This window comes from Herbaspirillum sp. NPDC087042 (assembly GCF_044745245.1).
In the GTDB taxonomy this organism is placed as follows: Bacteria; Pseudomonadota; Gammaproteobacteria; order Burkholderiales; family Burkholderiaceae_D; genus Herbaspirillum.
In genome coordinates, this window is the sequence record NZ_JBIUZW010000013.1 from 143,338 (window position 1) to 155,676 (window position 12,339).

The 12,339-nt window shown below is 62.5% G+C and carries 11 protein-coding genes and 1 tRNA gene; 6 read left to right on the forward strand and 6 right to left on the reverse strand.

Annotation, left to right across the window (positions count from 1 at the left end; all coding sequences use genetic code 11):
- Positions 1-28: 28 nt before the first annotated feature.
- From ACIPHN_RS18200 to ACIPHN_RS18210, 3 genes are all read left to right on the forward strand, one after another.
- On the forward strand, positions 29-1,339 hold the full coding sequence (locus tag ACIPHN_RS18200) for a TIGR03862 family flavoprotein (RefSeq protein WP_400438262.1): 1,311 nt from the start codon (positions 29-31) through the stop codon (positions 1,337-1,339).
- Positions 1,336-1,545, forward strand: a complete 210-nt coding sequence (locus ACIPHN_RS18205) for a SlyX family protein (protein ID WP_400438264.1) — start codon at positions 1,336-1,338, stop codon at positions 1,543-1,545. Before ACIPHN_RS18200 ends, ACIPHN_RS18205 begins: the two co-directional genes overlap by 4 nt.
- Before the next feature lie 112 nt (positions 1,546-1,657).
- The gene (locus tag ACIPHN_RS18210; protein WP_400438266.1) at positions 1,658-2,584 is read left to right on the forward strand and encodes a recombination-associated protein RdgC; all 927 of its coding nucleotides are present in this window, start codon (positions 1,658-1,660) and stop codon (positions 2,582-2,584) included.
- 88 nt (positions 2,585-2,672) lie between these two features.
- On the opposite strand, the gene ACIPHN_RS18215 is transcribed toward ACIPHN_RS18210, so the two are convergent.
- Positions 2,673-3,317, reverse strand: coding sequence for a TetR/AcrR family transcriptional regulator (locus ACIPHN_RS18215; RefSeq protein WP_400438268.1), 645 nt, complete (start codon positions 3,315-3,317; stop codon positions 2,673-2,675).
- A gap of 244 nt (positions 3,318-3,561) precedes the next feature.
- On the opposite strand from ACIPHN_RS18215, the gene fusA reads away from it, so the two are divergent.
- Positions 3,562-5,667, forward strand: coding sequence for an elongation factor G (gene fusA, locus ACIPHN_RS18220; RefSeq protein ID WP_400438269.1), 2,106 nt, complete (start codon positions 3,562-3,564; stop codon positions 5,665-5,667).
- An 82-nt stretch (positions 5,668-5,749) separates the two neighbouring features.
- Here fusA and ACIPHN_RS18225 read toward each other — a convergent pair whose 3' ends face one another.
- Entirely contained in the window at positions 5,750-6,562 is an 813-nt protein-coding gene (locus ACIPHN_RS18225) for a class II aldolase/adducin family protein (protein ID WP_400438271.1), read from the reverse strand.
- A 170-nt stretch (positions 6,563-6,732) separates the two neighbouring features.
- On the opposite strand from ACIPHN_RS18225, the gene ACIPHN_RS18230 reads away from it, so the two are divergent.
- Positions 6,733-7,650: a LysR substrate-binding domain-containing protein gene (locus tag ACIPHN_RS18230; protein ID WP_400438273.1), complete on the forward strand. Its 918-nt coding sequence runs from the start codon at positions 6,733-6,735 to the stop codon at positions 7,648-7,650.
- A 12-nt stretch (positions 7,651-7,662) separates the two neighbouring features.
- Here the strand turns inward: ACIPHN_RS18230 and ACIPHN_RS18235 are convergent, their stop codons facing one another.
- The 3 genes from ACIPHN_RS18235 to ACIPHN_RS18245 form a co-directional block, all read right to left on the reverse strand.
- Positions 7,663-8,226, reverse strand: a complete 564-nt coding sequence (locus ACIPHN_RS18235; RefSeq protein ID WP_400438275.1) for a PaaI family thioesterase — start codon at positions 8,224-8,226, stop codon at positions 7,663-7,665.
- A 549-nt stretch (positions 8,227-8,775) separates the two neighbouring features.
- Positions 8,776-8,852: transfer RNA gene (locus tag ACIPHN_RS18240), tRNA-Asp, on the reverse strand.
- Positions 8,853-8,963: 111 nt separating this feature from the next.
- Positions 8,964-9,557: a nitroreductase family protein gene (locus tag ACIPHN_RS18245; RefSeq protein WP_400438277.1), complete on the reverse strand. Its 594-nt coding sequence runs from the start codon at positions 9,555-9,557 to the stop codon at positions 8,964-8,966.
- 681 nt (positions 9,558-10,238) lie between these two features.
- Here ACIPHN_RS18245 and ACIPHN_RS18250 point away from each other — a divergent pair.
- The gene (locus ACIPHN_RS18250) at positions 10,239-10,817 is read left to right on the forward strand and encodes a PEP-CTERM sorting domain-containing protein (RefSeq protein ID WP_400438279.1); all 579 of its coding nucleotides are present in this window, start codon (positions 10,239-10,241) and stop codon (positions 10,815-10,817) included.
- 76 nt (positions 10,818-10,893) lie between these two features.
- On the opposite strand, the gene mnmE is transcribed toward ACIPHN_RS18250, so the two are convergent.
- Positions 10,894-12,294, reverse strand: coding sequence for a tRNA uridine-5-carboxymethylaminomethyl(34) synthesis GTPase MnmE (mnmE, locus tag ACIPHN_RS18255; RefSeq protein WP_400438281.1), 1,401 nt, complete (start codon positions 12,292-12,294; stop codon positions 10,894-10,896).
- Between the last annotated feature and the right edge of the window lie 45 nt (positions 12,295-12,339).

Here is a 12,339-nt window from a genome sequence, read left to right on the forward strand (position 1 = left end):
GGCGCGCGCGGGCGGTATCATCGCGCGCATGACTCCGATGCACAACATCCCCTCCCCCACCCACGGCCAGCCACGACGCGTGGCCGTGATCGGCGCCGGCCCGGCCGGCCTGATGGCCGCCGAAGTGCTGGCGCAGCACGGCGCCACGGTCGACGTCTACGACGCCATGCCCTCGGCCGGACGCAAATTCCTGCTGGCTGGCCGTGGCGGCATGAACATCACCCATTCCGAGCCTCAACCCGACTTCCTGCCGCGCTATGGCAACCGGCGCGAACAGCTTGCGCCCTTCGTGCGCCGCTTTGATTCGGAACGCCTGCGTCAGTGGATCCACGACCTCGGCATCGAGACCTTCGTCGGCACGTCCGGCCGGGTCTTCCCGCGCGAGATGAAGGCCGCGCCGCTCTTGCGCGCCTGGCTGCACCGCCTGCGCGAGGCGGGCGTGCGTTTCCATACGCGCCATCGCTGGCTGGGCTGGGACGCTGACGGCGCGCTGCGCCTGAGCCATCCTGACGGCGAGATCGCCGTGCAGGCCGACGCCGTGGTACTGGCCCTGGGGGGCGCCAGCTGGTCGCGCCTGGGCTCGGATGGCGCCTGGGTCCCGCTGCTGCAGGACCGGCAAGTGGAAGTGGCGCCGCTGCTGCCCTCCAATTGCGGTTTTGAACTGGACTGGAGCGAGCACCTGCGTGAGCGCTTTGCCGGCGAGCCGGTCAAGCCGGTGGTGGCCAGCGTGGCCCTGCCCAGCGGCGGCATGCAGAACCGCCGTGGCGAATTCATCGTCACCGCGCAAGGCATCGAAGGCGGGCTGGTCTATGCCATGTCGGCGGCGCTGCGCGAGGCCATTGCCACCGAAGGATCCGCGCGCCTGTACCTGGATCTGCTGCCCGACTGGACGCTGGAAAAGGTCGAGGCCGAACTGGCCCATCCGCGTGGCGCACGCTCCATGTCCAGCCACCTGCAGAGCCGCCTGCATCTCAAGGGCGTCAAGGCCGGACTCTTGCGCGAGATCGCCAGCCGCGACGACTTCGCCGATCCCGCCAGACTGGCGCGCGCCATCAAGGCGCTGCCGCTGACGGTACGGCGACCACGACCGATCGACGAAGCCATCAGCACTGCTGGCGGCGTCAGTTTCGAGGCGCTGGATGATGCCCTGATGCTGCGTGCGCTGCCGGGGGTGTTCTGCGCCGGCGAAATGCTGGACTGGGAAGCCCCCACCGGCGGCTACCTGCTCACCGCCTGCTTCGCCACCGGCCATGCCGCCGGCACCGGTGCGTGGCAATGGCTCAACGGCGAAGACCGCACGGCCGGACTGCCGGCACCTCAACAGGAACAACACAAGTGATCAACGAAGACCGCATCATCGACATCGAAGTGAAAATCGCCCACCAGGAAGACCTGGTGGACGAGCTCAACCAGACCGTCTATCGCCAGCAAAAGAAGATAGAGGAACTGGAAATGCTGCTGGGTGCGCTGGCCAAGCGCTTTCGGGAACTCTCCGACAGCAGCCAGGATCGCGCGGCGGCTAACGAGAAGCCGCCACACTATTGATTCCCGTCCACACGGGATGGGAGAAATTACCCGGAAGCGTGGACAATCCGACATCGCTTGCCTCTGGAGGGACGTGTAGAATCTCTTTCTTTTACCCTGCCCCGGAAGCTCTATGTGGTTTAAGAATCTACAGATCTATCGTCTGCCCGCACCGTGGGCGATCAATGCCGACGAACTCGCATCCCAACTCGCGCCGCAAGCCTTCGCCGCCTGCTCCAGCCTGGAAATGCAAAGCCAGGGCTGGGTCTCGCCGCGCAACAATGACAAGCTGATCCATGTGGTCAACCGCCAGCTGCTGCTCAAACTCGATACCGAAAAGAAACTGCTGCCCTCCACCGTCATCAACCAGGTGACCAAGGCACGTGCGGCCGAGCTGGAAGAACAGCAAGGCTTCCCCCCGGGCCGCAAGCAGACCAAGGAATTGAAGGAACAGGTCACCGACGAACTGCTGCCGCGCGCCTTCTCGGTGGTGCGCAGCACCTGGGTGTGGATCGATCCGGTCAATGGCTGGCTGCTGGTCGATGCCGGCAGCCCCGGCAAGGCCGAGGAAGTCCTGAAGCTGCTCTTCAAGGCCATCCCCAAGTTCCCGCTGGAAACGCTGCGCACGGTGATGTCGCCGGGCGCTGCCATGACCGACTGGCTGGCCAGCGACGAAGCGCCCAATGGCTTTACCGTGGACCAGGATACCGAACTGCGCTCCACCGCCGAGAGCAAGGCCACCGTGCGCTATGTGCGCCATGCCCTGGAAGCCGAGGACATCCGCCGCCACATCGAGGCCGGCAAGCAATGCACGCGCCTGGCACTGACCTGGGCCGACAAGGTCTCCTTCGTGCTGACCGAGAACCTGTCGGTCAAGCGCATCGCGCCGCTGGACGTGCTTAAGGAAGACAGCGAGATCGCCGGCAAGAACGACGATGAACGCTTCGATGGCGACTTCATGCTGATGAGCGGTGAATTGTCCAAGCTGCTGGCCGCCCTGGTCGATGCCCTGGGTGGACAGTTGAAGGAAAACGACGGCACCCTGGCACGCGCAGCCTGATCCATTGCGCTGACCTCCGGTCCGACAAAAAACGGGAGCCCTGGCTCCCGTTTTTTTATGCTGCCTGCGACGACTCAGGTACGACGACTCAGGCGCTCCTCTCAACGGGCCTGGTCAGGACATTCTCCAGCGGCAGCATCGCATGCCCCAGCGTCGCTGCCAGGCGCGTGCTGGACACGCCATCGCGCGCCCCCAGGGCCAGGCCATTGAGGAAGCTGGTGTAGAAGTCACCCAGTGCCGTGACATCGGCATCGGCCCGGATCTCGCCCTCGCGCTGCGCCTGCAGCAGCCGGGCGCGGATCTCGTTGCGACGCTTGTGGCGGCGCTGCGACATGGCATCGCTGTGCTGGCTGTTCTCAGGCGCGCAGTTGATGGCCGAGATCACCACCATGCACCCCTTTCCCACCGGCAAACCCGGTACCGTCGATTTGCCCGAGTACATGCGCACGCTGGCGCGCAGCATGGCGTGCAGGTCTTCGCGTATCCCCTTTCCGGCCTGCAACAGCCGCAGCGGCTCGGCACTGATCGTGCGCGAATACAACTCCACCGCCTCGCGGAACAGGGCATCCTTGTCGCCAAAGGCGGCATAGAGGCTGGGCGCCTTCACCCCGATGGCCTCGGTCAGGTCGGCCATGGTGCTGCCTTCGTAGCCCTTGTTCCAGAAGACCTGCATGGCCTGGTGCAGCGCCTGTTCGCGGTCAAAGCTGCGCGGGCGGCCGCGGGTTCGTATCATCGGTGTCCTTTGCGGGGTATTACCCCTTGCGGTAATGGATTCGTCAGGCAGTGTAGTTTATTTTAATTGGCATTACAAAATATTCGATTTCCCCTTGAATATTGCGTCAGGCATTCCTATTATCTAATGCTCGTTACATAAATAAATGTGTGGCGAGCAAAAAATCAACCTGTCACCAGACCCACCCACCTTGATTGAACGCTTGAAGAAAAGCATTTGACGGCACCCATCGAAAGGACATGCCATGAGCCGCAAGACCCGAATAGAAAACTACCGCAACATCGGTATCAGCGCCCACATCGACGCGGGCAAGACCACGACCACCGAGCGCATTCTTTTTTATACGGGTGTGAACCACAAGATCGGCGAAGTGCATGACGGTGCGGCCACCATGGACTGGATGGAGCAGGAGCAGGAACGCGGCATCACCATCACCTCGGCGGCCACCACGGCGTTCTGGAAGGGCATGGCCGGCAACTACCCCGAGCATCGCATCAACATCATCGACACCCCGGGTCACGTTGACTTCACCATCGAAGTCGAACGTTCGATGCGCGTGCTCGACGGCGCGGTGATGGTGTACGACTCGGTGGGCGGCGTGCAGCCCCAGTCGGAAACCGTGTGGCGTCAGGCCAACAAGTACAAGGTGCCGCGCATCGCCTTCGTCAACAAGATGGACCGCATCGGCGCGGACTTCTTCCGCGTGCAGAAGCAGATCGAGGAACGCCTCAAGGGTCGTGCCGTCCCCATCCAGATTCCGGTGGGTGCGGAAGACCATTTCTCGGGCGTGATCGACCTGGTCAAGATGAAGGCCATCATCTGGGATGAGGCCAGCCAGGGCGTGCTGTTCAAGTACGAGGATATCCCGCTGGAGCTGGAGGACACCGCACGCCAGTGGCGCGACCACATGGTCGAGCAGGCGGCCGAGGCCAATGAGGAACTGCTGGAGAAATATCTCTCCGGCAATCCGCTCTCCGAAGAGGACATCAAGCGCGGCCTGCGCCTGCGCACGGTGGCCAACGAGATCGTGCCGATGCTGGCCGGCAGCGCCTTCAAGAACAAGGGCGTGCAAGCCATGCTGGATGCGGTGATCGACTACCTGCCTTCGCCGGTGGACGTGCCCGCCATTGCCGGCCACGCCGAGGACGATAGCGAGATCGAGCGCCATCCCTCGGACGAAGAACCGTTCTCGGCGCTGGCCTTCAAGATCATGACCGACCCGTTCGTGGGGCAGCTGACCTTCTTCCGTGTGTATTCCGGCATCATCAATTCGGGCGATACGGTCTACAACCCGGTCAAGGGCAGGAAGGAACGCCTGGGTCGCATCCTGCAGATGCACGCCAATGAACGCAAGGAGATCAAGGAAGTCTTCGCCGGCGACATCGCTGCCGCCGTGGGCCTGAAGGATGTGACCACCGGCGACACGCTATCGGACCCGGAGCACCCGATCATCCTGGAACGCATGATCTTCCCCGAGCCCGTGATCTCGCAGGCGGTGGAACCGAAGACCAAGGCCGACCAGGAAAAGATGGGCATTGCCTTGAACCGCCTGGCGCAGGAGGACCCGTCCTTCCGCGTGCATACCGACGAGGAGTCGGGTCAGACCATCATGTCGGGCATGGGCGAGCTGCACCTGGAAATCCTGGTGGACCGCATGAAGCGCGAGTTCAACGTCGAGGCGACGGTGGGCAAGCCGCAGGTGGCCTATCGCGAGGCGATCCGCAAGGCGGTGGAAGATGTCGAAGGCAAGTTCGTCAAGCAGTCCGGCGGACGTGGCCAGTACGGCCATGTGGTGATCAAGCTGGAGCCGCAACCGGCTGGCAAGGGCTATGAATTCGTCGATGCCATCAAGGGCGGTGTGGTGCCGCGCGAGTTCATCCCGGCGGTCGACAAGGGCATCCAGGAAACGCTCAAGGCCGGCGTGCTGGCGGGCTATCCGGTGGTGGACGTGAAGGCCACGCTGACCTTCGGTTCGTATCACGACGTGGACTCCAACGAAAACGCCTTCCGCATGGCCGGCTCGATGGCCTTCAAGGAAGCGATGAAGCGCGCCGGCCCCATGCTGCTGGAGCCGATGATGCAGGTCGAGGTGGAAACGCCCGAGGAATTCATGGGCAACGTGATGGGCGACCTGTCCTCGCGGCGCGGGATGGTGCAGGGCATGGAAGACATGATCGGTGGCGGCAAGCTGGTGCGCGCCGAAGTCCCGCTGTCGGAGATGTTCGGCTACTCGACCACGTTGCGTTCGCTCTCGCAGGGACGGGCGACCTACTCGATGGAGTTCAAGCACTATGCCGAGGCACCGCGGCAGATCGTGGACCAACTGACCGGCAGCAAGGGCCGGGCCTGACTTGTCCGGTGTGATCAAGCGCTGGCGGGTCCATGCAGGGAAGTAACAAAGCCGGGGCATCTTGCGATGTCCCGGCTTTTTTTCAGGCAAACATGTCGGGCTGGGTCGCCACCAGCTCGTCATAGATCGGCTGGAAGTGTAACCAGCCGATGTAATCGCTGCCGACGTGTTCGCGGCTGTAGCGGGCCTTGTCTTCGGGCACCAGGCGCGGCGTCTGGCCGCTGGCGGCGATGAGCAACTGCTGCTTGCAGCAACGCTCCAGGGCGATGAACCAGAAGGCGGCCGATTCGATGCTGTGGCGGCTGGCAGTCAGCAGGCCGTGGTTCTGATGGATCGCCGCCTTCACGCCGGCAAAGGCATTGGCCACGCGATGGCCGGCCTTGACCTCGACGGCGACCTGGCCGGCCTCGTCACCGATGACCACGTGGTCTTCAAAGAAGGCGGCAGCGTCCTGGCTGATCGGCAGCAGCGACTGGCCCAGGGTGGAGAAGGCGGTGCCATATTCGGTATGGGCATGGCACATGGCGACGATCTCGGGGTGCGCTTCATGCACGGCGGCGTGCAGCACGAAACCGGCACGGTTGACGGCATAGTCGCCTTCGACCACGCGCCCTTCGTGATCCACCAGGATCAGGTTGGAAATGCGTACCTGCTTGAAATGCACCGCCATCGGATTGGTCCAGTACAGGTGAGGACGCTCGGGATCGCGCACCGTCAGGTGACCGGCGAAGCCATAGTCGAAGCCTTGCTGGCCAAAGGCGCGGCAGGCGGCGACCAGGCGCTTCTTGAGGTAGAGACGATGCTCGTCGAAGCTCTTGAACTCGGGGATCTCGGGAAACTTCAGGCCCAGTTGCTCGGGCTGGTAGACGGATGTGCGTTTGACGGTGTCGAGCATGATGCGGTCTCCTGTATGGGTGTGCTGGGGTGCAGGTGGCTTTCCTGGCAGCGGCTTGCCATGGTGGCAGCACGCCCGCGCGTTGACAAAAGACCTGTTTTCACAGATTGTTGAATCTGGCTCAAGCATCAGTCCGTCCGCCGCCCACTCCATCCTGCCAGCCCACCGCCATGCGCAAACTGCCCTCCTTCTTCTCGCTACGCGCCTTCGAGGCCGCCGCCCGGCTGGGCAGTTTCACGCTGGCGGCGCAGGAGCTGCATCTGACCACGTCGGCCATCAGCCACCAGGTGCGTTCGCTGGAGGAGTGGTGCGGCAAGGAGTTGTTCGTCCGCCAGACCCGGCGGGTGACGCTGACCATGCAGGGCCAGCTGTTGCTGGGCAAGCTCACGCCGGCCTTCGATGCCATCGAGGATGCCTGCGCGGTATTCCGCCAGGCTGATGAGCAGGCGGTGCTGGCGGTGCATTGCGCGCCCAGCTTTGCCAGCAAGTGGTTGAGTCCGCGCCTGGGGCAATTCATGCAGGCGCATCCGGCGATCACCTTGCAGATGTCCACCAGCGCCGAGCCCATCGACCTGCAGCGCGACGGCGCCATCGATATCGACATTGCCTATGGCGCTCCGCCGCATCGTGACGGTGTCATCATCGAGGCCCTGGGCATGGAGCCGACGGTGCCGCTATGCGCCCCGGCGCTGCTGCAGCGTCATGCCATCCGCGGGCCACTGGATCTGCTGGAACTCACGCTGATCGAATCCAAGCTCAATCCGGTGCGCTGGAAGGACTGGTTCGACCTGCACGGCGTGCGCCTGCCGCTGCGCGCGCATCCCTCCTTCGACCGCGGTTCATTGGCAGTGGCCGCCGCCGTGGATGGCCTGGGCGTGGCGCTGGAGACGGCGCGCTTCGCCGAGACTGAACTGGCGCGCGGAGACCTGGTGCGACTGGACGAGACGGTCTTCAAGTCCATCCACAAGGAAATGCACTTCCTGTGCTATCGCCGGGGGGATGCCGGCATGCGCGCGGTGAAGGCGTTCCGTGAGTGGATACGCATGGTCGCCGGCGAGCCCGTCGACGATCATGCGCGACGCGACTAGAGCGACTGGCGACTAGCGCCGCGGCATCACCAGGCAGGTGGTGCTGGCGTGGGCATACAAGCGCCCTTCGGCATCGACCAGCCGGGCTTCTGCAAAACCCAGTTGTCGTCCCGCGCTGAGGACGCTGGCAATGGCCCGCACGCGTTCGACCTTGGGCGTGAGGGCGCGAATATAGCTGATCTTCAGCTCGGCCGTGGTATAGGCCGCCGTGGCCGGCAAGGTGGTCTGCACGGCGCAACCGACAGCGGAGTCGAGAATCATGGCGATCCAGCCACCGTGCAGCGTCCCCATGGGATTGAAGAAGGCTGGCGAAGGCGTTCCCTGGAAGATGAAACCACCGTGGCTGGCCTGGATGGGCCAGATGCCGGCGGTTTCACCGATGGGTGCGAAAGGCAGCTCACCCCGGAAGATGGCCTCGAAGATCTCCATGCCGCTCAAGCCCTGGATCTGCTCGGGACTGGCCACGCCGGGCGCCGACAGACGTGCGCGCACGGCGGCCTCCTCGCTCTTCCAGTGCGCCAGGGTGGCGGGGGTAGCGTCGTTGCTGCTGACGAGGACGGTATTGTGCTGGGTCATCACATCTTCCAAGAAAGGGCTGCGGGAACTCCAGTCCCGGGCCACGATTGGCGCCGGTGGTGAAGGCCATGGATCCTTTGACATTCATGCTGATCTTTTTTGCGCGATGCGCATCCATTTCAATGGATTTACGCCGGACCTACCGGATACCGGATCTGATGGCGATCGGCTCCCGCATCGTTCAACGCGATGATCAAGTCACTTTCATTACAATAGTAACAGCACTTTCATAATGAAAGTTACGTGTCGGCGTGCTGTGGATAAAAAACAGCGGCATACCAGGACGTGGCTGTGCCAAAACAAACAGTCTGGGGGGAGAGGGGCGAAGCGATGGAAAATGCAAAAACAAAAACGCCCCGTTCTTGCGAACGAGGCGTTTTATTTGGCGGAGCGGACGGGGCTCTCCTACACAAGCGCAGGCCGCGGAATCGCTTGCAAGCGATTCCCTTCTCGCCCCGCCGGGAGCCGCGCAGGCGGCTCCCTCCGCTCCGCAGGTTTTTGCTGCGCAAAAACAAAAACGCCCCGTTCTTGCGAACGAGGCGTTTTATTTGGCGGAGCGGACGGGGCTCGAACCCGCGACCCCCGGCGTGACAGGCCGGTATTCTAACCAACTGAACTACCACTCCTAAAACCGTTTCAGCTGTCTTTGCTTGCTGAAAGATCGCTATTATAGGAGAGCCTTTTTCAAAAAGCCAGGCCTTTTTTTAAATAATTGCGAAATATTTTACGGCAGGTCTTCAGGCCTTGAATTTGCCTTCGAACGCCAGCTTGGAGAGCGGCTCACGCGGGCTAGGTGTTTCGCGGGCTTGCAGGCCTTCCGGCAGGATGGACTTGTCGCCCAGCTTGCCGACCACCACCATGGCTTCCACCGAGAACTCGGCCGGCACGTTCAGTTCGGTACGGGCCTTTTCCTTGTCGAAACCGGCCATGCCGTGGGCATGCCAGCCGGACAGAGTGGCTTGCAGGGCCAGGTAGCCCCAGGCCGAACCGGTGTCGAAGGAGTGCGTCGGAGCCGGCACGGCTTCGGTGGCGCCCGGCGGGACCATCACGGTACGCGACAGCACCACGATCAGCAGCGAGGCCTTTTCGGCCCAGGCGCGGTTGAATTCGTTGAGCAGACCCAGCAGGCTATCCCAGGCCGGGGTGCCACGGCGTGCGTAGACGAAGCGCCAGGGCTGGGCATTGAAGGCGGACGGCGCCCAACGGGCGGCTTCCAGGAAAGTCAGTGCGGTCTCTTCGGGGATATCGACGCTGGTGAAGGCGCGCGGGGACCAGCGCTGGGTGAATTGCGGATCGATGGGGTAGTCGGCTTGACGTGGATTGGCGGACATCTTGTTTTCCTGTCGATGAAATGATGAAGGGGAAAAATCGGGCAGGAGGCATATTAGCAGCGCAACATTTTTCCTGCAGAGCTCCCTCGGCGGGAGGCGCCCTCCCCTGCGGCACGCCGACATAAAAAAACCCGCGCACCTTGCGGCGGCGGGTTAAATCCAATTCTCAGGGGTGATGAATTGGAGGGGGAGGAACTTCAGAATATCGACGGCCCCGCTTCACCTCCAAGCTTTTTACACGCTGTAACATCCGTTGCAAATTTCCCACCTGGCTGTTGCCCAGGCAAACACCCCTCCGGATATGGCCAAGTACCGATCCACACTTCCCGCGCCGACAAGATCCCCCGCTTTTGCCAGAGCGCCTGCAACTTTCGCTGCACATGCAAGATAGCTGCAGATATCGCCATTTCTTCCAGCTGTTCTTGCGATGGCGGCGAGCACCTCATCACCCTACAGGCCGCGTGAATCCCCGCTATCCAGGATTTCAGGCAGGCTCTCGCCCACCGTCAAGCACCTGCTCAATTGTCGGGCAATTTTACAAAAAATCATCAAAAACACACTCATTTACTGACAACTTCTGACATTTCCCAATGAAAGCCGCACTCCTATTGTGGTGGCATATCGGTTGCTATAAGGATGTCGCAAGGCAATATTGCCTTGCCCAACCTATAGGGAATTCACATGAATAAAATCCGGTTACTCACCGCTTCACTGGCGCTTCTGTGCAATACGAGCTTTGCTGGCACGATCCAGAATGGCAACTTCGCCACGGGTGATCTAAGCGGCTGGGACCATACGTCGCGGGTTTCAGTCGTCTCCAATGGCACGGGCGAATATGCTGCCAAGCTCATCGCGGGCTTGGGGAAGGGGATCTACACGACCCTGTCTCAACACATCTACCTCAATGCAGGAGACACCCTCAACGGCTGGGCGCAATGGATTGGAATGGATTACATGCCTTATAACGATCTGGGCTTTGTCACCATTGGCACCACCCCCTTGTTTGAAGCAAGCATCAGCAAATACGGCAACTACCAATCTTCTTCCGTCGTCAATTTCAGCTTCACTGCCGCAACATCGGACTGGTACACCCTGAGCGCCGGCGTGGCAGATATCAAGGATCCCCAGTTGCACAGCGAGCTGAATGTCGGCGGATTTACCTTCCCCTCCAGCAACGTGCCAGAACCTGGCAGCCTGGCACTGCTAGGCGTTGGCCTTGTTGCGTTGGCGATGCGTCGACGCACACACCAGCGGCGCTAAGCCGCTGGCCACCAGGCCGGCAAGGTCGCGGCCTGCCCCATGTAGCAGGGATGCGGCTTCATGTCGGTTGTGCGGCTTACTTCCCGATGCAGAAGCGCGAGAAGATCACCCCCAGCAAATCATCCGGCGTGAACTTGCCGGTGATGCTGGAGAGGCGCTCCTGGGCCAGCCGCAACTCTTCGGCAAAGAGATCCAGCGCGTGTTCGCCGGCCTCGTTATCCAGGTCAGCATGCGCCGCCGCATGCGCCAGATGCTCATCAGCCGCCTTCAAGGCCAGCAGGTGCCGCTCGCGCGCCAGGTAGCGCGATTCCACCGTCTGCTGCCAGCCGGCGATGCGCAACAACTCCGCACGCAACAGATCCACACCCTCCCCTTCGGCTGCCGACAAGTAGACGTGGGTGGCGTCGGGCATCGGGTCCACCGCCGGCTTGTGGCCGGATTGGTCGATCTTGTTCCAGATGCGGATGATGGGTACGCCGTCAGGGAAGCGCGCCGTGATCTTTTCATCTTCCAGCGTCGGGCCGCGATCGGCATCCAGCATGTGCAGGATGACATCGGCCTTGGCGACCTCGACCCAGGTACGCTCGATGCCGATGCGCTCCACTTCGTCAGGACCGCTGCCGTCGTCATCGGCTTCGCGAATGCCTGCGGTATCGATGATATTGAGCGGCATGCCCTCGATCTGGATGGTCTGGGTCACCTTGTCGCGGGTGGTGCCGGCAATGGGCGTGACGATGGCCACGTCGGAACCGGCCAGCACGTTCAGCAGCGACGACTTGCCCACATTGGGCTTGCCGGCCAGCACCGCATTCAGGCCGTCACGCAGCAGCGCGCCCTGGGCGGCATGCTTGAAGACTTCTTCCAGCGTGGCGCGAATGGTCGCCAGTTGGCCGCGCGCGTCGGACTGCTTGAGGAAGTCGATCTCTTCCTCGGGGAAGTCCAGCGTGGCTTCCACCAGCATGCGCAGGCGCGTGACCTGATCCACCAGTTCGTGGATCACCTTGGAGAAGGCCCCCGAGAGCGACTCCGAGGCCGACTTGGCGGCGGCTTCGGTGGTGGCTTCGATCAGGTCGGCCACGGCCTCGGCCTGGGCCAGGTCGATCTTGTCATTGAGGAAGGCGCGCTGGGTGAACTCACCCGGCTCGGCCAGGCGCAGGCCGATCTCGACGCCGGCCTGGACGCAACGCGCCAGCAGCATCTGCATCACGACGGGGCCGCCGTGGCCCTGCAGTTCCAGCACGTCTTCACCGGTATAGGAATGCGGCGCCGGGAAATGGATGGCCAGGCCCTGGTCGATGGCACTACCATCGGCATTAAGGAAAGGCAGGTAGGTCGCGTGGCGCGGTGCCAGGCTGTCGCGGCCGCACAGCGCGCGGATCACCGGCGTCAGGTCGCGGCCGGAAATGCGCACCACACCGATACCACCGCGTCCGGGCGCGGTCGCAATCGCGGCGATGGGAGAAGAATCAAAAGTCATCTGAGGTCATTGTTGTTGTGTGGTCTATCGTCGCCGTAACCCCTT

Coding starts and splice junctions, on each gene's coding strand:
- ACIPHN_RS18215 (WP_400438268.1), bottom strand. CDS start 3,317: ATGATACGAACCCGCGGCCGCCCGCGCAGCTTTGACCGCGAACAGGCG.
- ACIPHN_RS18245 (WP_400438277.1), bottom strand. CDS start 9,557: ATGTCCGCCAATCCACGTCAAGCCGACTACCCCATCGATCCGCAATTC.
- ACIPHN_RS18235 (WP_400438275.1), bottom strand. CDS start 8,226: ATGACCCAGCACAATACCGTCCTCGTCAGCAGCAACGACGCTACCCCC.
- ACIPHN_RS18250 (WP_400438279.1), top strand. CDS start 10,239: ATGAATAAAATCCGGTTACTCACCGCTTCACTGGCGCTTCTGTGCAAT.
- ACIPHN_RS18210 (WP_400438266.1), top strand. CDS start 1,658: ATGTGGTTTAAGAATCTACAGATCTATCGTCTGCCCGCACCGTGGGCG.
- ACIPHN_RS18230 (WP_400438273.1), top strand. CDS start 6,733: ATGCGCAAACTGCCCTCCTTCTTCTCGCTACGCGCCTTCGAGGCCGCC.
- mnmE (WP_400438281.1), bottom strand. CDS start 12,294: ATGACTTTTGATTCTTCTCCCATCGCCGCGATTGCGACCGCGCCCGGA.
- ACIPHN_RS18200 (WP_400438262.1), top strand. CDS start 29: ATGACTCCGATGCACAACATCCCCTCCCCCACCCACGGCCAGCCACGA.
- ACIPHN_RS18225 (WP_400438271.1), bottom strand. CDS start 6,562: ATGCTCGACACCGTCAAACGCACATCCGTCTACCAGCCCGAGCAACTG.
- fusA (WP_400438269.1), top strand. CDS start 3,562: ATGAGCCGCAAGACCCGAATAGAAAACTACCGCAACATCGGTATCAGC.